Source organism: Geothrix limicola, from assembly GCF_030268085.1.
GTDB lineage: Bacteria > Acidobacteriota > Holophagae > Holophagales > Holophagaceae > Geothrix > Geothrix limicola.
Genome location: NZ_BSDE01000004.1, coordinates 276,812 through 297,164 on the forward strand (window position 1 = coordinate 276,812; position 20,353 = coordinate 297,164).

Below are 20,353 nucleotides of genomic sequence, written 5' to 3' on the forward strand. Positions count from 1 at the left end.
GCATCGGGCAGTGAGCCATCCAGAATGAGTCCTAGACCGGGGAGGTCATACGTTGAAGAGGAAGTTCATCAGATCGCCGTCCTTGACGACGTATTCCTTCCCTTCGGTTCGCATTTTTCCGGCATCCTTGGCGCCCTGCTCGCCCTTGCACTGGATGAAGTCCTCATAGGCGATGACCTGGGCGCGGATGAAGCCCTTTTCGAAGTCCGTGTGGATGACGCCCGCGGCCTGGGGCGCCGTGTCGCCCTTGTGGATCGTCCAGGCACGGACTTCCTTCACCCCGGCGGTGAAGTAGGTCTGGAGGCCCAGCAGGTCGTAGCTGGCGTGGATGAGGACGTTCAGACCGGGCTCGGCGAGGCCCGCCTCCTCCAGGAAGAGCGGGCGGTCCTCCTCGGGCAGATCCTGAATCTCAGCTTCCAGCTTGGAGCAGATGGGGATGCAGGGGGCCTCCCGCTCGGCGGCCAGGGCCTGCAGCTTCACGTAGTGGGCGTTGCCTTGGGGGTTTCGGATGTCCTCTTCCCCGATGTTGCCGACGAAGAGGGTGGGCTTCAGCGTGAGCAGACCATAGGACTTCACCAGCACCTTGTCGTCGGCGGAAAGGCCGGCGGTGCGGGCCCACTTGCCGTCGTTGAGCACGGCGTGGAGCCGCTCCAGCACGGCCACCATGGCGATGGATTCTTTGTTGCCAGTCTTGGCGACTTTGCGGTGGCGCTCCAGGCCCTTCTCGATGGCGTCCAGATCCTTGATGACCAGCTCGGTCTCGATGATGCTGAGGTCGCGCTCGGGGTTCACGCCGCCCTCCACGTGGGTGACGTTGGTGTCCTCGAAGCAGCGCACCACCTGCACGATGGCGTCGGTCTCCCGGATGTGTCCCAGGAAGGCGTTGCCCAGGCCCTCGCCCTTGCTGGCGCCGCGGACCAGGCCCGCGATGTCGACGAATTCCTGCGCCGCGGGCAGGATGCGCTGGGGCTTCACGATCTCGGCAAGGGCCGCCAGCCGCGGATCTGGCACATCCACCACGCCCGTGTTGGGCTCGATGGTGCAGAAGGGATAGTTGGCCGAAGCCGCGCCCGCGCGGGTGAGGGCGTTGAAAAGGGTGGATTTCCCCACATTGGGCAGACCCACGATGCCACAAGCGACAGCCATTCCATCCTCCAAGCCTTTCAGTATCTCAGAGTGAGGATGTGACGAAAAGAACTGCTTCCGGGGCTTGCGCAAGGGCGCATCGCGCCATACTCTCCCCGCCAAGGTCGGGGAACGGCGAGTGGGAGGCAACATGATTGTGCGGGCGGAATGGCCGGGTTATGTGGTGGACGTCCTTGTCCGCCCCGGCCAGGAAGTGGAAGAGGACGAGCCCCTGATGATCCTCGAGGGCACCGACTCCTCCCGCACCTCCTTCTACATCAACGCGCCGGAAGGCGGAAAGGTCCGGGAGATCCTGCTCGAGGAGGGCGATTTCGCCTACGAGGATGACGACCTCGTGGTGATCGGGGATTCCGACCGGGATGATTAGCTCGCTACACTGGGCCATCGTCCGCACGAGGTGACAGATGGCTTTGGTGTATGCCGGGATGGCAGGGGATGCCGCGGGGACCTGCGTTTCGGCAGGTGACGCGGTGGGCCAGGATGAGGCCTCAGCCATCGCCGAGCTGGCCTGATGGAACTCCGTCTCGAACGCCTTGAGGGAGATGATTCAGGCATCGCGCTGCTGGGCCTGGACCGGCCCGAAGCCAAGAACGCCCTGGGACGGCGGCTCATGGAGGAATTTCGCCGGGCGCTGGCCGAGCTTCGTTCTGATTCGGCCGTGCGCGTGGTGGTGCTGCACAGCCGCGTTCCGGGCGTGTTCTGCGCCGGTGCCGACCTCAAGGAACGCGCGGCCATGTCGCCCGCGGAGACCACGGCCTTCGTCCATGGCTTGAGAAGTGCCTTCACCGAAGTGGAAGATCTGCCCATGCCAGTCATCGCCGTGCTCGAGGGGGCGGCCTTCGGCGGCGGGTTGGAACTGGCCCTGGCCGCGGATCTGCGCGTCGCCGGGGCCGAGGCGAAGCTGGGCCTGGTGGAAACCTCACTGGCCATCATCCCCGGCGCCGGGGGCACACAGCGGCTACCGCGGCTGATCGGCGCGGCTCGCGCCAAGGAGCTGATCTTCACGGCGCGGCGCATCGGCGCCGAGGAAGCCGAGCGCATTGGGCTGGTGGATCGGGTGGCTCCCGCTGGGGGAGCCCTGGATGCGGCCCTGGCCCTGGCCCGGGAGATCCTTCCCAACGGACCCGTGGCCGTGCGCATGGCCAAACAGGCCGTGAACAAGGGGCTGGAGGTGGATCGGGATTCGGGCCTGGCCATTGAGCAGGCTTGTTATGCCCAGGTGATCCCCACCCAGGATCGGCTGGAGGGGCTCGCCGCCTTCCGCGAAAAGCGCAAACCCCAGTACCGAGGCGAGTGATGAGCCATTCCCACGGTTCGATCCCCGGGGGCCAGGGCCCCAGCGCGACGGGGCGCCTGGCCCTCAGCTCCCTGATCTTCGGCTTGAACTTCCTGGTTCAGGGCCTCGGCGGCCTCTGGACCGGATCCCTGGGCCTGGTGTCCGATAGCCTCGAAAACCTGAACGACGCGGCGGTGAACCTGCTCGCCCTGGGCAGCATCCGTTTGGCCAATCGCCGCGAGCCCTGTGATCGCTGGACCTACGGCTGGCATCGCATCGAGATCTTCAACACGCTGCTGGGCGTCTTCCTGCTGGTGGTGCTGGCCGGGGCCGTGCTGTTCGAAGCCTGGGACCGCGTCCGGCATCCGCACGCCATCAAGCTCGGATGGGCCATCGGGTTCTCCCTGCTCGGGCTCGCCCTGAACCTGGCGGCGACCTTCGTGCTCGTACCGACGGAAGGCACGGGGCAGGAACGGGATCTCAATCTGCGCAGCGCCTACCTCCACGCCCTCGGCGACAGCCTGGCGAACGTGGCGGTGGTGGCGGGCATGGTGGTGATCCATTTCACCGGCTGGCGCTGGGTGGACCCCCTGCTGGCCGCGGGCATCTCGATGGTGATCCTCCGCGGTGCGTATCTGCTGCTGAGGGACGCGGTCGGCATCCTCATGCACCGCGCGGCCTTCGATCAGGAGGCGGCCAAGACCGATCTGCTGAAGCTCCCCGGCATCCTCGGCGTGGAGGATCTGCGCTCCTGGCGGGTCTGCAGCCACCTGACGGTCTGCACGGCCCACATCATCGTGGAGGTCGAGCGGCTGGTGGATACGGAAGCCCATCAGCAGCGCGTCGAGCACCTGCTCTGCGACCACTACGGCGTGCGCCACCTCACCCTGCACTTCGAGACCGCGGCCATGGCCGAGCGGCACCTGCACCGCTTCGTCCACGAGCACGAGGCCGAAGGTCACCATCATCACGATCACGATTGACCCCGTTCAGGCCTGCGAGCCCCGCTCGCGCAATGAAAAACGTGCGGCCATTGGGCCGCACGTTTTTTCACTGAAAGCTGATGACGACCGTCACCCCATGCCGTGCTTCTTCATGATGGCGCCGCGCTGGGTGTCGTATTCGGCCTGGTTGATGAGCTGGCTGTCGAAAAGGTCCTTCAGCTCGGTCAGTTCTTCTTTCAGCGACTTCGCGGGTGCGGCGGGGGCGGGCGCGCTGCCGGCAGGGAAGCCCTGCTGGCCCATCATCTGCTGCGATCCGGCCATCTGCTGGCCCATCATGTTGCCCATGCCGAAACCGAGGCCCACGCCCATGCCCATGCCCGCGACACCGCCGGGGTTCTGGGCGGCCAGGGGGATGCTGTCGGCCACCTGCATCTGCGTGTAGGCGCCCATGACCGGGGCCATCATGCCCACGCCGGTGCGCTTGTCCATCATCGCTTCCACTTCCTCGGGAAGGCTGATGTTTTCCACGAAGAACTTGGACAGTTCCAGGCCCATGGTCTTGAATTCTTCGGCGAGCTTCTGACGGACGAGATCCGACAGCTCGTCGTATTTCGAAGCCAGGTCCAGGGCCGGCACCTTGGCCTCGCCCAGCACGTCCGTGAAGCGGCTCATGATGGTCTTGCGCAGCTGCTCGGAAATGTCGGGCACGGTGTAGACGCCGTTGGTGCCCACGAGCTGGCGCAGGAAGGTGGCGCTGTCGACGACCTTGATGGAGTAGATGCCGAAGGCCCGGATGCGCAGCATGCCGAAGTCGGCATCGCGCATCATGATCGGATTCGAGGTACCCCACTTCAGGTCGTTGTAGAGCTTGGTGGAGATGAAGTAGACATCGCTCTTGAAGGGGCTTTCGAAGCCGTACTTCCAGCCTTTCAGCGTGGCGAGGATGGGCAGGTTCTGGGTGGTCAGCCGGTGGGTGCCGGGCTTGAACACATCCGCCATCTGGCCTTCGTTGACGAAGACCGCCTCCTGGCTTTCGCGCACCACCAGCTGGCCGCCGTTCTGGATTTCCTGACCCCGCATGGGGAAGCGCCAGGCCAGGGTGTCGTTGGAATCATCCAGCCATTCGAGAATGTCGAGGAATTGGGCTTTGCCCCAGTCCATCAGACCCATGTCTTGTTCTCCTCGTGGCATCGGCCACAGGTACGATTCTAGGCGCCTTGGCAAATGGGGCGTGGCTTTCGGAGGGAAAAACCGGCGAATCCACGACGGCCACCGGGCAGTCCCCGGAGCGGGCCGTCAGCGGGTCCCCTTCACCATGCGCAGGGGACCTTCGGCCCTGCCCTTGGCCCCGGGCTGGTCGATGCGGGTCTTGCTGTGGATCAGGTGGGTGTCCGAATCGATGACGCAGCGCCATCCCTGGCTTTCATTCGGCACACGGAGATCCACCTCCCAGCCCCCGGAGGCGCCGTTCAGGGGAATGCGGCGGGCCGAGACGGCCTTGCCGCCGGTTTCCTGTTCGGCGATGGCCTTGGCCTCCTTGGCGGATTTGACGGGCCCCGAGGTGTGCCTGCGGGATTTGGTCGTGCCCGCAGCGAACACCAAGGCTGGGACGAGAAGGGCCAGGGCCAAAGGGCGCGCACGCATGGGATCTCCTTGGGGATTTCCGAGGATTCTAGCCAGCTGCCTGCGAGTCGGCAATCAGGCCCGGTAGAGCGCGGCACCCCAGTGCAGGCCCGAATCCAGGGCGGTGAACCTCAGGTTCATGCCCGGGCGGACCAGCACGAGGTCGAGGGCTTCCACGGCCAGGCCTGAGACAGCGCAGACTTCGCGCACGGCCTGGGGCATCAACGTCACGGCGGATTGAGCCGTCGCGGCCCTCGATGATGGCGGGGCCCAGATCTCGGTTGATCCCTGGCCCAAATCGGCGTAACGCCGCTCCTGGATACCGCTGCGCACGCGGATCTACTCATCGGAGGTGTCCATGAGCCGGGACAGCGCCTCGTTGGTGACCACGTAGGGAGGGACGCCAATGCCGGTGCCGGTGCCGGTGATGGCGCGGCGCATGCACGCTCCCGGTGGTTTTGAGTGCCGCTCAGGCTAGCGGGAAGCCGGTGGGTTCGATCCGTGGTTTCAGCGGGCCTCTTCCAGCCCAAGCTCCCGCAGGAGATCCGCCTGATCACTGGGGCGTTCGATCCGCAGGCCCCGGGCTTTGAGCGTGTGGAGCCGCAGGGCTCCGTCGGAAAAACCCAGCAGCACGCCTTCCCGCGTCGCGCGGAAGCGGCCAGGCGGGCAGGGCTCGGCGCTCGGCAGGGCCCAGGCCACTTTCACGGTTCCGGCAGGGGTCTCCAGGAAGGCGTTGGGCCAGGGATCGGCCACGGCGCGGATCTGGTTGAAGGCCTCCTGGACGCCCATTGAAAGGTCCAGTCGGGAATCCGCCGGCTTGCGGCCACCGAAGTAGGTGGAGGGGCCGAGGGTCTTCTGATCGATGTGCTGGGCGGATCCGTCCACCAGTCCGGGGATGGCTCCGCGCACCAGGTCCCGCCCTGCGGCGGCGGCCTTGTCCGTGAGGCTGAGGGCCGTTTCGTCCCAGGCGATGGGCAGCCGGGCCTGGGCGACGATATGGCCGTCGTCGGGCTTCGGCGTCATGGCGTGGAGGGTGATGCCGGTTTCGGTTTCCCCTTTTACCAGCACCCAGTTGAGGGGCGCGCGGCCCCGGTACTTCGGAAGCAGGCTGCCGTGCAGGTTGTAGGCGCCGAGGCGCGGAATCTCGAGGAACCGGGCCTGGATCATCTCCCGGAAATAGAAGCTGAAGAGGAAATCCGGCTGGTGCGCGCGGATGGCCTCGTAGACCGCATCATCATTGAAGGCCGGGGCCATGTGCACCGGAATGCCCTGGGCCTGGGCCACCGCGGCCGGCGGGGTGAACCACTGCTCATCGGCACCCTGCGCGTAGGTGTAGAGGGCGGCCACGTCGACTCCGGCCTCCAGCAGCCCCTCCAGGGCCGCGGTTCCCACGCTGGAATAGGCACAGACAACGGCTTTCGGTTTGGTCATGGGAGCCTCGACCTCCAAGGATCGCATAATCCATTGATTCCCCTGTCCGTAGACCTATGTTGAGTTGGAGGTTTCCGGTGCGCTTGAGAATCCTGCCCTTCCTGCTCAGCGCGGCCCTCCTGGCCGCAGGGGAGGATCCCTTCGAGGCGCCGCCCGAATTGAAGGCCTTCGCGTGGAAACACACCAACACTCAGATGGGGGTCAGCAACAAGGTTCAGGCGCTCGTCCGAGCTTTCTTCGCCTCACCGGAGGAAGGCGGCCTGGGCATCACGTACGACAACACCTATACACGTACGCCAGCCGAGGCCATGCGGGATCGCAAAGCCAACTGCCTCACGCTGACGGCCTTGAACGTGGCCGCCTGCCAGTCCGTCGATATCGAGGCGAATTACGGCGAATCCATGAGGATCAGCCGCTGGCGTCGCGTGGGATCGGTAGTGCGCTACGAACGTCACATCGTCGCGATGGTGCCGGCCGGCCTCATCAACGCGCCATTGATCGTGGATTTCCTGCCGGATGTGCGCCGGGACCTCCACCTCGTCAAGAAGTTGGAACCCAAGCGGGTGAAGGCCCTCTTCTTCAGCAACCGTGCGGTCGAATTAATGGAAGACAACCGGATCGAGGAGGCCTTGGCCTCGGCCAAGCAGTCCATCGAAGTTGATCCCAGCTCGGGCATCGGGTGGAACATCCTGGGTGTGGTCCAGCAGCGCCAGGGGCTCGAAGCCGAGGCTGAGAAATCCTTCCTCAAGTCCATTGCCACCGATCCGAAGGACGGCGCGCCTTGCGGCAACCTGGAGGGGCTGTTGAGGGCCCAGGGGCGCGTGGCCGAAGCCCAGGCCTACCGGGACCGGGGCATGGAGATCCGGAAGGATGACCCCTTCTTCAATGCCTTCCTCGCCGAAGAGGCCTACCGGGACAATCAGTGGGAGGAAGCCGGAAAGCGCATCAAGCAGGCCATCCGTCTTCTCCCGCGGGAATCCGACTTCTATCTGATCCAGGCGCGCATCAGCCTTGCGCAGGGCCAGCGGAAGGATGCCATCAAGGCGTTGGAGAAGGCGCGCAAGTGGGCCCTGCCGGAGATGCAGGCCCGCTACGACAGCAAGCTGGCGTTGCTGAGGGGCGATAAGCCGACCTGATTCAGTTCGCCTCAAGCTCCGCGAGCCGGGTCTGGGCATCCTGGCTGTCCGGGTGATGGAGGAGGCATTCCCGCAGGTAACGGCGGGCGCCGTCCAGGTCCTGCAGTTCCTTCCGGGCCTCGGCGAGGTGGATGAGGGCTTCTTCGGCCTGGGGATCCACGTGCAGGGCCTGCCGCCAGTGGCTTTCCGCCCGGTCCCAATCCCCGAGCTCGGCGCAGGCATGGCCGGCATCCAGGAGGTATCTCAGCCCATGGGGATCCATGCGCACGGCCCTTTCCAGATCCAGGCGGGCGGGAAGCGGATCCCCCAGGTGGGCGCGCGCCAGCCCCAGCAGGTGCCAGTAGGTAGGCCGTTCGCGGCAGGCTTCTCCGAGTCCCTCGAGATAGGGCAGGAGGGCTTCCCACGCGTCCATGCCCGCCAGGCAGTCGGCTTGAAGCAACAGCAGGTCGACATCCTGGGGTTGTTCTTTGAGGAGGGCCAGAACCTCCGCATAGGCCGCTTCGTAATCGCCTTCGGCCACCTGGACCTGGAGCCGCAGGGGCGGATGGTGATCCCCTTGCCGCTCCAGGGGAACCTGGGCCAGCAGCTCCCTGGCGAAGGTGGGACGATCTTCCCACCAGAAGGCGAATTCAGCCCGCCGCAGGTGCCACTCCTGACGGAGCGATTCGCTGTCCTCGCCCTCGGGTAGGGCCAGCCAGGCCCGTTCCAGCGTTTCCAGGGCCTCCTGGTCTCGGTGCAATTCCAGGGCGATCTGGTAGCGTTCCATCCAGAGGCGGAAAGCGTGGGGCAGCTGGGTGATGGCGGTCCCGATCACCCGCCAAGCGCCTTCGCGATCCCCCAGCTGGCGACGGGCCACGGTTTCGGCCAGCCAATGGAGGGGGTGCGTGCGCCGTTCGGGTGGCATGCCCTGGACGAGGGCCAGGGCCTCGGCATGACGCCCGTTCCGAAGCAGGTACATGCCTGCTGCGCCCCGATCCCAGGGAAGGCGCGGGTCGCCATGCCGGGATTCGAGCACGCGGAGCGCCTGTTCGGCCACATCCTCCTTGCCGTGCTGAAGGCCCGCCAACAGGAGGTCTTCGAGCACGAGGGGGTCGTCCCAGGAGAGGGGCAGGGCGGCTTCGAAATGGCGCCAGGCCTGGTGCAGGGACTCCGGATCCGTCGCGCGGAGCAGCAGGATGCCTTGCAGATGCTGCAGACGACCCATCTGAGGGGCCCAGGCGAGCAACCGTTTCCCCCAGGCCAACCGCCGGGCGCTCGGGGTTCCCGGCACCTTCTGGAAGGCCTGGGCCACGAGCAGGCTCTTCCAAAGGGGGAGTCTGGCCAGCTGGGCCTCCAGGGCCTCCACCCAAGCCTGGTCGCGGTGTTCCAGAGACAGGTGAAGGGTGCTTTTCAGCAGGAAGAATCGGTAGCCGAGTTCTCCGCGCATCCAGGGGGGATTGCCCAGGGTCTGGAGCACATCGTAGGGATGGTCACCTTCGGCCCAGCGCTGCTCGGCCCGGAGAAAACGGGGCCGGTCGATCCAGTGGACTCGGGCCCGGATGCCGAGCCAGCCGCCCAGGCCCATGGCCCCGACGGACAGGGTCAGGGCGGAAAGCGGTGAGAGGCCTCCCCCGGGCGAAGTCAGGAGGCCCATGGCGACGACCGCGGCCGAAGCCAGCAGCAGGAGCAGGAGGGCCCGGAGGACCCAGGGTCGTCGAAATACCATCATGGGTCGAGTATGAGCCCGGCGCAGGGTCGCTGGATATCGCCCTCGGGGGGCTTGCATGCAGCGAGCCCCGGGCGGGGCTCGCTTCCAGGAAGAGAAGGGGGATTAGACCTTGTTGACGTTCGCGGCCTGGGGGCCCTTGGGACCCTGCACCACCTCGAAGCTGACGCGCTGCTTCTCTTCGAGGGTGCGGAAGCCCTTGGTCTGCACGGCGGAGTAGTGGACGAAGATGTCAGCGCCCCCCTCATCGGGCGTGATGAAGCCGAAACCCTTTTCGGCGTTGAACCATTTGACGGTGCCTTCGGACATAACGGTTTTCCCGGGGACCCGGCCCCATGCGCCTGGAGGTTGATCGCGCGACACGCACCAGGCATGCGGGTCGCGGGGGCTTGCGCTCCGGAGAAATGCAGGGATCCCCGGCGGGAGTCCCTCCCCCTCTTCACGGCTCTATGGCTGATAAAGATGGTTGGTTGAAAGGGATTCTAGGGTTGGGCGTGGGGGGCTTCAAGACCCAAAATCTGAGGGAGGTATCGGGTTTTGATGGGAGGCGGCGGGGCGCTCCTTCTGTCGGTGAACGCAAAGAAGCGGCCGGTGGGCCGCTTCTTTGCGACTTTCAAGAGGCTGACAGCTCGGTTGCCTGTTGGATTTCAGACAAAAGTGGTGGCCAACCTATGTGTTTGAACGAACCAGCGGTTCACTCCCTGACGATCAATTTCCCTGTTGGATCTCTTTCGCGATCACCAGACGCTGAATCTGGTTGGTTCCCTCATAGATCTGCAGGAGCTTGGCGTCGCGCATGCACTTTTCCACGAGGTAGTCGCGGCTGTAGCCGTTGCCGCCGAGGATCTGGACGGCATCGGTGCTGACTTCCATGGCGGTGTCGGTGGCGAAGGTCTTGGCGATGGCGCTTTGCTTGGAGTTCTTGATGCCGTTGTCGGTCATCCAGGCGGCCTGCCAGGTGAGCAGGCGGCTGGCCTCGATCTTCTTGGCCATGTCCGCGAGCATGAAGCTGATGGCCTGGTTGGCGAAGATGGGCTGGCCGAACTGGATGCGGGTCTTGGCGTAGTCGAGGGCGATCTCATAGGCGGCCCGGGCCACGCCCACACCGCCGGCGGCCACGGCGGCACGGGTCTGATCGAGGGTCTTCATGGCGATGACGAAGCCCATGCCCTCCTTGCCGAGCAGGTTCTCGACGGGCACCTCGGCGTCGTTGAAGTAGAGCTCCACCTGGTTGCTGGCGCGCTGACCCATCTTGTCCATGGCCTTGCCCACCACCAGGCCCGGCGTGTCGCGGGGGACGACGATGCAGCTGGTGCCGCGAGCGCCCTTGGTCGGGTCGGTGCTGCAGAACAGGGCGTACCAGTCGGCGTAGCCGCCATTGGTGCAGTAGCACTTGGTGCCGTTGATGATGTATTTATCGCCCTTCTTCTCGGCGCGGCAGCTCATGCCGCCGGCGTCGGATCCGGCATTGGGTTCGGAAAGGGAGAAGGCCGCGAACTTGGGTTCTTCGGCCAGCATGCCCAGCCACTTCTTCTTCTGCTCGGGGCTGGCGGCGATGAGCAGGGGCGTCATGGCCAGGCCGTTGGCCATGATGGAGGTGTAGAGGCCGCCGCAACCCCAGGACAGTTCCTCGCAGACGATGGCTTCCTCCATCTGGCTGGCACCGGGTCCGCCGCAATCCTCGGGCACGAGGGCCTGCAGGTAGCCGTAATCGAAGGCCGTCTTGTAGACGTCTACGGCCCATTCGCCGGTTTCGTCGTACTTGCGGGCCACGGGACGCATGACCTTCTCGGCGAAGGTATGGGCGCGTTCTTTTTCGGCCAGCTGCTCGGGGGAAAGGGTGAAACCAATCATGCATGCCTCTTGGAGAAAAAGGAGGGGAGGGGGCTGGGCTTTGGGGGAACCGAACCTCCAGTCTATCGCCGCCGCGGCCTCCGCCAAGAGTCGGGCCTCCTGACGCGGAGTAGGATGACGCCAGTCACACGGGGATCCCGCGTTAAACTCAAGGGTTGGAGCGCTCATGACCATTCAATTGACAGATCTTGGAAAAGCCGTGCTCGAAACCGAATACGCGGTGCGCGGTCCCATCGTGGCGCGGGCGGCCGAGCTGGAGAAGCAGGGACGCGAGATCATCTACTGCAACATCGGTAACCCGCAGTCCCTGGGGCAGAAGGCCCTCACTTGGAACCGGCAGATCCTCGCCCTCTGCGAGTATCCCGAGCTCATGACTCAGGCGCCCGGGGCCTTTCCGGCGGATGTGGTCGAAACGGCCAAGGCGATCCTGGGCGGCACCAGGCATGGCCTGGGGGCCTACAGCGAAAGCCGCGGGGTGCGCTTCATCCGCGAAGCCGTGGCCGAGTTCATCCTCGAACGCGACCACATCGGCGTGGATCCCGACGCCATCTTCCTCACGGATGGCGCCAGCAAGGGCGTGCAGACCATCCTACGCCTGCTCATCTCGGGACCCCAGGACGGCATCATGGTGCCCATCCCGCAGTACCCGCTCTATTCGGCCACCATCACGCTCTATGACGGACGCATGGTGCCCTACTACCTCGACGAGGCCAACGGCTGGAAGCTGAGCCACACCATGCTGGAAACCTCCCTGGCCCAGGCGAAGGCCCAGGGCACCCATGTGAAGGCCATCTGCGTGATCAACCCCGGCAACCCCACGGGGGCCGTGCTGGACGAAGCCAACATCGAGATGATCATCGCGTTCGCGAAGGAGCACGGGCTCTCGATCCTGGCCGACGAGGTCTATCAGGAGAACATCTACCTGGCGGGTGATGAGTTCACCTCGTTCGCCAAGGTGCTCCACCAGATGGACGTGAAGGATGTCTCCCTCTTCAGCTTCCACTCCTGCTCCAAGGGTTTCCTCGGCGAATGCGGCGTGCGCGGCGGCTACTTCGAGTACCGGAACGTGCCCGACGACGTGGCCGCGCAGATCCTCAAGCTGCAGAGCGTGAGCCTCTGCGCCAACCTCGCGGGCCAGACCGCCACCTACGCGATGGTGCGTCCCCCCAAGCCCGGCATGCCCTCGTACGCCCAGTACGCCGCGGAGAAGGGTGGCATCCTCGATACGCTCAAGCAGCGCGCCATCCTGCTGGCCGAGGGCCTGAATCGCGTGGAAGGCATCAGCTGCAACGTCATCGCGGGGGCCATGTACGCCTTCCCCAGCATTACCCTGCCAGCCGGGCGCTCGGATTTCGACTACGCCATGGCCTTGCTGGAACAGACGGGCATCTGCGTGGTGCCGGGATCGGGTTTCGGCCAAGCCGAAGGTACCGCCCACTTCCGCACCACCATCCTGCCCCCCACCGAGAAGATCAAGAAGGTCGTGCAGGCGCTCGGTGATTTCCATCGCACCTACAAGTGATTCACCAGGGAGTCCCCATGCGCCCCGAGCATCCCATCGTCCTGATCACCGGCGCCTCCAGCGGGTTTGGCGAAGCCATGGCCCGGCTGCTGGCCTCCCAGGGCTGCCATCTCGCGCTGGGCGCCCGTCGCGTGGAGCGCGTGAAGGCCCTGGCCGAGGAACTCCAGAAGGCCTACGGCATCCGGACCTTCGCGGGCTCTGTGGACACGCGCCACACCGCCAGCGTGGATACCTTCGTGGCCGAGGCCGTCGAGGCGCTGGGTGGCCTGCACGTAATCGTCGCCAATGCGGGCCTGGCCAGCGGCACCTTCAAGATGTGGGAGACGCCGGACGAGGATCTCGAGGCGATGATGCGCACCAACGTCGAAGGTGTGGTGAAGACCATTCGCGCCGGGCTTCCGCACGTGCGCAAGGCGGGCTGGGGCCACGTGTTCTTCATTGGATCCACCGCAGGGCACCAGGCCTACGAGGGCGGTAGCGTCTACTGCGCGTCGAAGTTCGGCGTGAAGGCCATGGCGCGCAGCCTGCGCCTGGAAGTGAACGGCGAGCAGATCCGTGTGACCTCCGTGGATCCGGGCATGGCCGAGACCGAGTTCTCCAACGTGCGCCTGAAGGACGACGCCAAGGCCGCCGCCGTCTACCAGGGCGTGAAGCCCCTCACGGCCTACGACGTGGCCGAATGCGTGCGCTGGTGCCTCATGCTGCCTGATCATGTGAACATCGACGAAATCCAGGTGAAATGCACTGACCAGGCCGCCGTCCACAAGCTGCACCGCCGATCCTAGGGCTGTGGCCTGCTTTGACGGGGTATTGATTCCCTCCGGACGTTTTTGAAGGTCATTTTTTAAAAGAATTGCCCGATCTGTTTTAGGAAATAAGAAGCAAAAAAGAGTATTGTCGAGTCCATTTCTGATATATTAAGGATCAGATCCGAAAGTCCCAGACCCGGGAGGTGTCCTTGTCCTCAACCCAGTGCCACACGGAAAGGCGGGTCCGCCTGCAGAAGCAGATGGAGGGCGGTCTGCTGCTTTTGCTGGGGAATGACGAGAGTCCCATGAACTACCGGGACAACGCCTATCCGTTCCGCCAGGACAGCACCTTCCTCTACTTCTCGGGCATCAACCGCCCCGGCTGCGCCATCGTGATCGATCTGGACGAGGGGCGGACGACGCTCTTCGCCGATGATGCGACGGTGGACGACCTGGTCTGGACCGGGCCGCTTCCCAGGGTCCAGGAGTTCGCCAGCTCGGCTGGCATTGCGGATTCGGCACGGTTCCATGCCCTGGGCGACGTGCTCCGCAAGGCCCAGTCCGCGGGCCGTCCCATCCACTTCCTGCCCCCCTACCGCGCCGAGCACCGGATCCTGCTGCACGATCTGCTGGGGCTTTCGCTCAAAGGGCAGAGCGCGGCCGTCTCCGTGCCCTTCATCCGCGCGGTATCCGAGCTCCGCATCCGCAAGAGCGCCGAGGAAGTGGCGGAAATCGAGCGGGCCGTGAACACCTCGGTGGACATGCACTTCGAGGCCATGGCCATGGCCCGGCCGGGCATGAAGGAATCGGACATCGCGGGGCGGATGACGGAGATGGCCATCGCCGCGGGCGGGGGCCTGTCCTACCCCGTCATCGCGACGGTGCATGGCGAGGTGCTTCACAACCATGACTACACGCACACGCTGAAGCCCGGCCAGCTCTTCCTGCTCGACGCGGGCGCGGAAACCGCGAGCGGTTACGCGGGGGACCTGACCACCACCTTCCCCATCGCCCCGACCTTCACGAGCCGCCAGCGGGACATCCACAACCTCGTCCTCAAGGCCTTCCTGGATGCGGTGGATGCGCTCAAGCCCGGCGTGCCCTACCGCGAGATCCACCTGATGGCCTGCCGCACGCTGGCCGGAGGGCTGAAGGACCTGGGCCTGATGAAGGGCAACGTGGGAGATGCGGTGGACCTGGGCGCCCACGCGCTCTTCTTCCCCTGCGGCCTGGGACATCTGATGGGCCTCGACGTGCACGACATGGAGAACCTGGGCGAGGTGTGGGTGGGCTACCAGGGCCGCCCCAAGAGCACCTTGTTCGGGCTGAAATCCCTGCGCCTGGCCCGGGAGCTGGAAGAATGCTTCGTCCTCACGGTCGAACCCGGGATCTACTTCATGCCCGGCGTGATTGATCGTTGGAAAGGCGAGGGGCGCTTCCTCGATTACATCAATTACGAAGCGCTCGATGCCTACCGGGATTTCGGCGGGCTGCGCATCGAAGAGGATTTCCTCATCACCGCAAACGGGCGTCGGCTCCTGGGCCGGCCCAAGCCGCGCACGGTGGAGGAATTGGAAGCGCACCGATCCTGAAGGACCTAGGCTGGACGATCGAGGGAGGTTCCAGGCATGACCCAAGGCAACCCGATCATCGTGAAGTCGCTGCGCGAGCAGGTCTACGAGTACCTGAGGGCCGAACTGAAACGCGGAAGCCTGGATACGGGCGCCTTCCTGGATTTGAACCGGCTCGCCGCTGACCTCGGCATCAGCCGGACGCCCCTGCGGGACGCCCTGATCCAGCTGGAGGTGGAGGAATTCGTCACCATCTCGCCCCGGCGCGGTGTGGCGGTGAGAAGCCTCGACCTGCGGGACATCCAGGAGATCTACCAGCTGGTGGGGGCCCTGGAATCCGCCGCTGTCCTGGCCGTCGGGCCCACCATGACGCCCTCGGATTTCGTTCATCTGAAGAATCTGGCCTACCGGACCAGGCGCGCCATCGACGAGGGCGACCACGAGGGCTACTACGAATCCAACTACGCCTTCCATGACTTCTTCCTCGACCGCCTGGGCAATGGGCGGATCAGCGCCCTCGTCCACTCGAAGAAGCAGCAGCTCTACGACTGGAACCGCAAGTTCGAGCGGCTCCACGTCAACTGGGAGCACAGCGGCATGAACGAGCACGAGGAGGTCATCCGCCTGCTTGAGACGGGGGCCTTCCAGGAGGCCGCGGCCTACCTGAGGGATGTGCACTGGGGCTTCAACGTGCAGGAATCCTTCGTCCACCAGGTCTATTTCCAGGAGCAGGGATGAGCACAACCGAACGGCATCCCGCGGGGCTCCGCACCCTGTTCCTCACCGAGATGTGGGAGCGCCTCGGCTTCTACATCCTCATGGCCATCCTGACCCTCTACATGGACCAGGAGATGGGGTGGAACGACGCCACCAAGGGCACCATCTACGGCGCCTTCCTGGGGCTCAGCTACTTCTTCCCCGTGGTGGGCGGCTGGCTGGGCGACCGGGTGCTGGGGCGCACGGGCACGGTGCGCACGGGGGCCGTGCTCATGACCCTGGGCTACGCGAGCCTGGGCTGCTCCTCGCGAGTTGCGGTCACGCCCTTCTTCGCGGGCCTGCTGCTGGTGGGCATCGGCGCGGGCATCCTCAAGGCCAACCTGTCCGTGCTGGTGGGCAGTTTGTATGAAGACCGGCCGCAGCTCAGGGACGCGGGCTACAACCTCTACTACATGGGCATCAACATCGGCGCCGCAGTCGCCCCGCTGGTGGCGACGGCCATGAGCATCTGGTTCGGCAGCTACCGGGTGTCCTTCTGGATCGCCGCCGTCGGGATGGTTTTCGCCCAGGTCTTCTTCCTGCGAGGCCTTCGGCATTTCCCCGCGACCAGCGCCGCAGCGGCGGAGCAGCAGCGTCTGGAGGATTCCGCGGCGCCGGAGGAATTCATGCCGCGCCTGCTCGCCCTGGGCGGGCTCTTCCTCGTGGCCATCTTCTTCTGGACGGCCTTCTACCAGAACGGCTTCGCCATGACGCTCTTCGCGCAGCGCTCCACGAAGGCCTACAACCTGCTGCGCCCCGAGACCTACCAGTTCTTCCAGCCCTTCTTCATCCTCGTCGTCACGCCGCCCATGCTGGCCCTGTTCGCGCGGATGAAACGGAAGAACTGCGAGCCCTCCACGCCCGGCAAGATCCTCGCCGGCATGCTCATCATGGGCGGCTCCATGCTCGTCATGGCCTTGGCCAGCCGTTTGGGCGGCAACCTGGACCGGCCCCTCATGTCGCCGGGCTGGCTCATCGGCGCCTACGGCTTCATCACGCTGGCGGAAGTGCTCATCTCGCCCATGGGGCTCTCCTACGTCTCCAAGGTGGCGCCGCCCAAGATCCGCGGCCTGATGATGGGCTGCTGGTTCGCAGCCACCGCCACGGGATCATACGGCTCCGGCTTCCTCGGGCGCAGCTACGGGCGCTTCCCCCACGACCACTACTACCTGCTACTGGCGGCCCTGCTGGGCTTCTCCGCCTGCCTGACCCTGCTCCTCTTCCGGCGCCTCAAGACCTTCGATACCCAGGTCGTCCCGTGAACACGGGCTTGGGTTCGGTCCCTGCGGGAAAAGGCCGGATCTTCAACATCCAACGCTACTCCCTCCAGGATGGGCCCGGCCTGCGCACCACCGTGTTCCTGAAGGGCTGTCCGCTGGATTGCGCTTGGTGCCACAACCCCGAAAGCCAGTCCCTGGCCAGGGAGCTGATCACCCAGGAGAACCGCTGCATCGCCTGTGGCAGCTGCTTCAGCCTCTGCGGACCGGGAGAGGATCCGAGCTCGCGACCCGAGGCCTGTGTGGAGATCTGCCCCACGGGCGCGCGGCAACTGCTGGGCCGCGACGTGGACGTGGACGAGCTGATGGATGAGGTGTTGCGGGATCAGCCCTTTTTCGATGAGTCCGGCGGCGGCGTCACCCTCTCCGGCGGAGAACCGCTGCTGCAGCCGGTCTTCGTGAAGGACATGCTCGCGGCCCTCCGGCGTCGCAGTGTGCACACGGCGCTCGATACCTGCGGCCTCGGGCGCTTGGAGGATCTGCTGGAGGCCGCGGCCCTGGCGGATCTGGTGCTCTTCGACCTGAAGCACATGGATGACGTCAAACACCGCGAATGGACCGGCGCGGGCAATGCCGCGATCCTCGCGAACCTGGAGTCCCTGGGCCAGGTGCATGGCCAGATCTGGATCCGCGTGCCCGTCATCCCAGGTGTCAACGACGACGTGGAGAACCTCGAGGCCACGGCCCGCTTCGTGGCCGGGATCCCCGGCGTGCGGCGCCTGGACCTGCTGCCCTATCACAGCACCGGCGCGGCCAAGTTCCGCCGCATCGGAAGGCAGTATCTCCTGGACCACGTCCAGCCGCCCACCGCCGAGCGCATGGTGGGCCTGGCGGATCTGTTCCGGGCCCACGGCATCCCCGCCACCATTGGAGGCAACCTATGAACGAGCGTACCGCCCGCCTGCGCCAGGAAAGCCTGGACGCGATCCCCTCCCTCAGCCCCGAGCGGGCGGAGCTGATCACGGCCTTCTATCGGGAACACCTGGGCAAGCACGCCATTCCCGTGATGCGCGCCCTCGCCTTCAAGTACATCTGCCAGCACAAGACCATCTGGATCGGCGAGGGCGAGTTGATCGTCGGCGAGCGGGGGCCGCGCCCCAAGGCCGTACCCACCTATCCCGAACTCACCTGCCATTCGGCGGAGGATCTGCGCATCCTCGACACCCGGCCCAAGACCCGCTACCAGGTGGACGAGGCCATGATCCGTGTCTATGAGCGGGAGATCATCCCCTTCTGGCAGGGCCGCAGCCTGCGGGACCAGCTCTTCCAGACGCTGCCCCAGGCCTGGCACGACGCCTACGAGGCGGGCGTCTTCACCGAATTCATGGAGCAGCGCGCGCCGGGCCACACCGTGCTGGACGACAAGATCTACCGGAAGGGCCTGCGGGATTTCCAGGCGGACATCGCCTGCTCCAAGGCGCTGCTGGATGTCGAAAAGGATCCCGAGGCCGAGGACAAGCGCGCCCAGCTGGAGGCCATGGACATCGCCTGCGAGGCGCTGATCCTGCTGGCGGAACGTCACGCCGCCGAAGCGGAGCGGCTCGCGGCCCAGACCACGAACGCCACCCGCGCCGCGGAGCTGCGGCGCATCGCCGAGGTATGCCGCCGGGTGCCTGCCCAGGCGCCGCGGGATTTCCATGAGGCGCTCCAGTACTACTGGTTCTGCCACCAGGGCGTCATCACCGAACTCAACGGCTGGGACGCCTTCAGCCCGGGCCACCTGGACCAGCACCTCTGGCCCTTCTACCAGCGCGGTCTGAAGGAAGGCAGCCTCACGCGTGAAGGGGCCCGCGAACTGCTGGAATGCTTCTTCGTGAAGTTCAACAACCACACCTCGCCTTCGAAGGTGGGCGTCACGGCGGCGGAAAGCGGCACCTACACAGACTTCGCCAACCTCAACCTGGCGGGGCTTCTGCCGGATGGCAGCGACGGCAGCAACGAGCTGACGGACCTGCTGCTGGACATCATCGACGAGATGCACCTGCTCCAGCCCAGCAGCAACGTGCAGGTTTCGCGCAAGACGCCGGACGCCACCCTCAAGCACGCGCTGAAGGTGATCCGCAACGGTTACGGCTTCCCCTCGCTCTTCAACGCCGACGCCGTGGTGGAAGAACAGCTGCGCCAGGGCAAGTCGCTAGAGGATGCGCGCGCCGGCGGGTGTTCGGGCTGTGTGGAGGTCGGCGCCTTCGGCAAGGAGGCCTACATCCTCACGGGCTACTTCAACCTCTCCAAGATGCTGGAGCTGGCCCTGCACGACGGCCTGGATCCGCGCACAGGGCGCCAGCTGGGACCGCACACGGGCGCGCCTGAATCCTTCCGGAATGTCGACGACCTCCTCCAGGCCTTCGAGGCTCAGACCCATCACTTCCTCGACATCAAGATCCGCGGCAACCAGGTCATCGAGCGCCTCTACGCCACGCGCATGCCCGCGCCCTTCCTGTCCGTGCTCACGGACGACTGCATCCGGAAGGGCAAGGACTACAACGCCGGCGGCGCCCGTTACAACAACACCTTCATTCAGGCCGTGGGCATCGGCAGCCTCACGGACAGCCTGTCGGCCATTCAGCAGCTCGTCTTCGAGCGGGGCGACCTGGCGCTGCCGGAGCTGGTCTCGGCCCTGGACGTCGATTTCGAAGGTCAGGAGGTCCTGCGCCAGCGCCTGCTGAACAAGACACCCAAGTACGGCAACGATGACGCGGCGGCGGACGACCTCATGGTCCGCGTCTTCCGTTTCCTCTTCCACGCCATCGATGGCCGGCCCAACACCAAGGGCGGCGCCTACCGGCTGGAGATGCTGCCCACGACCTGCCACGTCTACTTCGGCCAGGTCTGCCAGGCTTCGGCCGATGGCCGCAAGGCCGGAGAACCGCTTTCCGAGGGCATTTCGCCCGTGCAGGGCGCGGACCGCTCGGGCCCCACGGCCGTGCTGCGCTCCGCCGGGAAGATGGATCACGTGAAGACCGGCGGCACCCTGCTCAACATGAAGTTCACGCCGGGACTGCTGGAAGGCGAAGGCGGCATCGACCGGCTGCACCACCTCGTGCGGACCTACTTCAAGATGGACGGTCACCACATCCAGTTCAACGTCGTCACCGCCGCCAAGCTGCGGGAGGCCCAGGAGAAGCCCGAGAGCCACCGCGACCTCATCGTGCGCGTGGCGGGCTATTCCGACTACTTCTGCGACCTCTCCCTCGAGCTGCAGGACGAGATCATCCGCCGCACCGAGCACGACACGTTCGCGCAGTGAAGGGCTTCTAATCGCGAATGAACGCGAATGAAGTGAGATGAGTATCTGGGGATCCCAGCCGGTCACCCCAGTTTTTCATTCGCGCGCCCGAAGGGCGATTCGCGCCATTCGCGGTT

General features: G+C 65.5%; 19 protein-coding genes. 11 read left to right on the top strand and 8 right to left on the bottom strand.

Annotated features, from left to right (window positions below; genetic code table 11):
• Nucleotides 1-45 precede the first annotated feature (45 nt).
• The gene (gene ychF, locus QSJ34_RS12355; RefSeq protein ID WP_285575619.1) at nt 46-1,146 is read right to left on the bottom strand and encodes a redox-regulated ATPase YchF; all 1,101 of its coding nucleotides are present in this window, start codon (nt 1,144-1,146) and stop codon (nt 46-48) included.
• A gap of 130 nt (nt 1,147-1,276) precedes the next feature.
• On the opposite strand from ychF, the gene QSJ34_RS12360 reads away from it, so the two are divergent.
• The 3 genes from QSJ34_RS12360 (at nt 1,277) to QSJ34_RS12370 (ending at nt 3,405) form a co-directional block, all read left to right on the top strand.
• On the top strand, nt 1,277-1,513 hold the full coding sequence (locus QSJ34_RS12360; protein ID WP_285575621.1) for an acyl-CoA carboxylase biotin carboxyl carrier protein subunit: 237 nt from the start codon (nt 1,277-1,279) through the stop codon (nt 1,511-1,513).
• A 144-nt stretch (nt 1,514-1,657) separates the two neighbouring features.
• Entirely contained in the window at nt 1,658-2,443 is a 786-nt protein-coding gene (locus QSJ34_RS12365; protein WP_285575623.1) for an enoyl-CoA hydratase-related protein, read from the top strand.
• Nucleotides 2,443-3,405, top strand: coding sequence for a cation diffusion facilitator family transporter (locus QSJ34_RS12370; protein ID WP_285575625.1), 963 nt, complete (start codon nt 2,443-2,445; stop codon nt 3,403-3,405). The genes QSJ34_RS12365 and QSJ34_RS12370 overlap by 1 nt, the downstream gene beginning before the upstream one ends.
• A 90-nt stretch (nt 3,406-3,495) precedes the next feature.
• Here the strand turns inward: QSJ34_RS12370 and QSJ34_RS12375 are convergent, their stop codons facing one another.
• The 4 genes from QSJ34_RS12375 to QSJ34_RS12390 all read right to left on the bottom strand — a co-directional run bounded on the left by QSJ34_RS12375 (nt 3,496) and on the right by QSJ34_RS12390 (nt 6,420).
• Nucleotides 3,496-4,536, bottom strand: coding sequence for an SPFH domain-containing protein (locus QSJ34_RS12375; protein ID WP_285575628.1), 1,041 nt, complete (start codon nt 4,534-4,536; stop codon nt 3,496-3,498).
• 126 nt (nt 4,537-4,662) lie between these two features.
• Nucleotides 4,663-5,010: a PepSY domain-containing protein gene (locus tag QSJ34_RS12380; RefSeq protein ID WP_285575630.1), complete on the bottom strand. Its 348-nt coding sequence runs from the start codon at nt 5,008-5,010 to the stop codon at nt 4,663-4,665.
• 54 nt (nt 5,011-5,064) lie between these two features.
• A complete protein-coding gene (locus QSJ34_RS12385; RefSeq protein ID WP_285575632.1) occupies nt 5,065-5,220 on the bottom strand; it encodes a hypothetical protein in 156 nt (51 codons plus the stop codon).
• Between the two features lie 276 nt (nt 5,221-5,496).
• Nucleotides 5,497-6,420: a formyltransferase family protein gene (locus QSJ34_RS12390; protein ID WP_285575633.1), complete on the bottom strand. Its 924-nt coding sequence runs from the start codon at nt 6,418-6,420 to the stop codon at nt 5,497-5,499.
• Nucleotides 6,421-6,497: 77 nt separating this feature from the next.
• On the opposite strand from QSJ34_RS12390, the gene QSJ34_RS12395 reads away from it, so the two are divergent.
• On the top strand, nt 6,498-7,556 hold the full coding sequence (locus tag QSJ34_RS12395) for a tetratricopeptide repeat protein (RefSeq protein WP_285575635.1): 1,059 nt from the start codon (nt 6,498-6,500) through the stop codon (nt 7,554-7,556).
• 1 nt (nt 7,557) lies between these two features.
• Here the strand turns inward: QSJ34_RS12395 and QSJ34_RS12400 are convergent, their stop codons facing one another.
• The 3 genes from QSJ34_RS12400 to QSJ34_RS12410 form a co-directional block, all read right to left on the bottom strand.
• Complete coding sequence (locus QSJ34_RS12400; protein ID WP_285575637.1) at nt 7,558-9,261, bottom strand: tetratricopeptide repeat protein; 1,704 nt, start codon at nt 9,259-9,261, stop codon at nt 7,558-7,560.
• Between the two features lie 105 nt (nt 9,262-9,366).
• Nucleotides 9,367-9,570, bottom strand: a complete 204-nt coding sequence (locus QSJ34_RS12405) for a cold-shock protein (RefSeq protein WP_285575641.1) — start codon at nt 9,568-9,570, stop codon at nt 9,367-9,369.
• A 399-nt stretch (nt 9,571-9,969) separates the two neighbouring features.
• On the bottom strand, nt 9,970-11,115 hold the full coding sequence (locus tag QSJ34_RS12410) for an acyl-CoA dehydrogenase family protein (protein ID WP_285575644.1): 1,146 nt from the start codon (nt 11,113-11,115) through the stop codon (nt 9,970-9,972).
• Between the two features lie 166 nt (nt 11,116-11,281).
• On the opposite strand from QSJ34_RS12410, the gene QSJ34_RS12415 reads away from it, so the two are divergent.
• The 7 genes from QSJ34_RS12415 to hypD all read left to right on the top strand — a co-directional run bounded on the left by QSJ34_RS12415 (nt 11,282) and on the right by hypD (nt 20,237).
• On the top strand, nt 11,282-12,637 hold the full coding sequence (locus tag QSJ34_RS12415) for an aminotransferase class I/II-fold pyridoxal phosphate-dependent enzyme (protein WP_285575647.1): 1,356 nt from the start codon (nt 11,282-11,284) through the stop codon (nt 12,635-12,637).
• Nucleotides 12,638-12,654: 17 nt separating this feature from the next.
• Nucleotides 12,655-13,422 (top strand): SDR family NAD(P)-dependent oxidoreductase, encoded by a 768-nt coding sequence (locus tag QSJ34_RS12420; protein WP_285575650.1) that lies wholly within the window; start codon nt 12,655-12,657, stop codon nt 13,420-13,422.
• Nucleotides 13,423-13,595: 173 nt separating this feature from the next.
• Complete coding sequence (locus tag QSJ34_RS12425; protein ID WP_285575653.1) at nt 13,596-14,978, top strand: aminopeptidase P family protein; 1,383 nt, start codon at nt 13,596-13,598, stop codon at nt 14,976-14,978.
• Between the two features lie 36 nt (nt 14,979-15,014).
• Nucleotides 15,015-15,695 carry a GntR family transcriptional regulator gene (locus tag QSJ34_RS12430; RefSeq protein WP_285575656.1) on the top strand — a complete coding sequence of 227 codons (681 nt, stop codon included), beginning with the start codon at nt 15,015-15,017 and terminating at the stop codon, nt 15,693-15,695.
• Complete coding sequence (locus tag QSJ34_RS12435; protein WP_285575659.1) at nt 15,692-16,975, top strand: peptide MFS transporter; 1,284 nt, start codon at nt 15,692-15,694, stop codon at nt 16,973-16,975. Before QSJ34_RS12430 ends, QSJ34_RS12435 begins: the two co-directional genes overlap by 4 nt.
• Nucleotides 16,972-17,874, top strand: a complete 903-nt coding sequence (locus QSJ34_RS12440; RefSeq protein WP_285575662.1) for a glycyl-radical enzyme activating protein — start codon at nt 16,972-16,974, stop codon at nt 17,872-17,874. The genes QSJ34_RS12435 and QSJ34_RS12440 overlap by 4 nt, the downstream gene beginning before the upstream one ends.
• Nucleotides 17,871-20,237 carry a trans-4-hydroxy-L-proline dehydratase gene (gene hypD / locus QSJ34_RS12445; protein WP_285575664.1) on the top strand — a complete coding sequence of 789 codons (2,367 nt, stop codon included), beginning with the start codon at nt 17,871-17,873 and terminating at the stop codon, nt 20,235-20,237. The genes QSJ34_RS12440 and hypD overlap by 4 nt, the downstream gene beginning before the upstream one ends.
• Nucleotides 20,238-20,353 lie beyond the last annotated feature (116 nt).

What these genes read in the sequence shown, in the direction of transcription:
- QSJ34_RS12380 (WP_285575630.1), bottom strand. Translation starts at nt 5,010, where the DNA reads ATGCGTGCGCGCCCTTTGGCCCTGGCCCTTCTCGTCCCAGCCTTGGTG.
- QSJ34_RS12415 (WP_285575647.1), top strand. Translation starts at nt 11,282, where the DNA reads ATGACCATTCAATTGACAGATCTTGGAAAAGCCGTGCTCGAAACCGAA.
- QSJ34_RS12360 (WP_285575621.1), top strand. Translation starts at nt 1,277, where the DNA reads ATGATTGTGCGGGCGGAATGGCCGGGTTATGTGGTGGACGTCCTTGTC.
- QSJ34_RS12400 (WP_285575637.1), bottom strand. Translation starts at nt 9,261, where the DNA reads ATGGTATTTCGACGACCCTGGGTCCTCCGGGCCCTCCTGCTCCTGCTG.
- QSJ34_RS12430 (WP_285575656.1), top strand. Translation starts at nt 15,015, where the DNA reads ATGACCCAAGGCAACCCGATCATCGTGAAGTCGCTGCGCGAGCAGGTC.
- ychF (WP_285575619.1), bottom strand. Translation starts at nt 1,146, where the DNA reads ATGGCTGTCGCTTGTGGCATCGTGGGTCTGCCCAATGTGGGGAAATCC.
- hypD (WP_285575664.1), top strand. Translation starts at nt 17,871, where the DNA reads ATGAACGAGCGTACCGCCCGCCTGCGCCAGGAAAGCCTGGACGCGATC.
- QSJ34_RS12410 (WP_285575644.1), bottom strand. Translation starts at nt 11,115, where the DNA reads ATGATTGGTTTCACCCTTTCCCCCGAGCAGCTGGCCGAAAAAGAACGC.
- QSJ34_RS12390 (WP_285575633.1), bottom strand. Translation starts at nt 6,420, where the DNA reads ATGACCAAACCGAAAGCCGTTGTCTGTGCCTATTCCAGCGTGGGAACC.
- QSJ34_RS12405 (WP_285575641.1), bottom strand. Translation starts at nt 9,570, where the DNA reads ATGTCCGAAGGCACCGTCAAATGGTTCAACGCCGAAAAGGGTTTCGGC.
- QSJ34_RS12420 (WP_285575650.1), top strand. Translation starts at nt 12,655, where the DNA reads ATGCGCCCCGAGCATCCCATCGTCCTGATCACCGGCGCCTCCAGCGGG.
- QSJ34_RS12365 (WP_285575623.1), top strand. Translation starts at nt 1,658, where the DNA reads ATGGAACTCCGTCTCGAACGCCTTGAGGGAGATGATTCAGGCATCGCG.
- QSJ34_RS12435 (WP_285575659.1), top strand. Translation starts at nt 15,692, where the DNA reads ATGAGCACAACCGAACGGCATCCCGCGGGGCTCCGCACCCTGTTCCTC.
- QSJ34_RS12375 (WP_285575628.1), bottom strand. Translation starts at nt 4,536, where the DNA reads ATGGGTCTGATGGACTGGGGCAAAGCCCAATTCCTCGACATTCTCGAA.
- QSJ34_RS12370 (WP_285575625.1), top strand. Translation starts at nt 2,443, where the DNA reads ATGAGCCATTCCCACGGTTCGATCCCCGGGGGCCAGGGCCCCAGCGCG.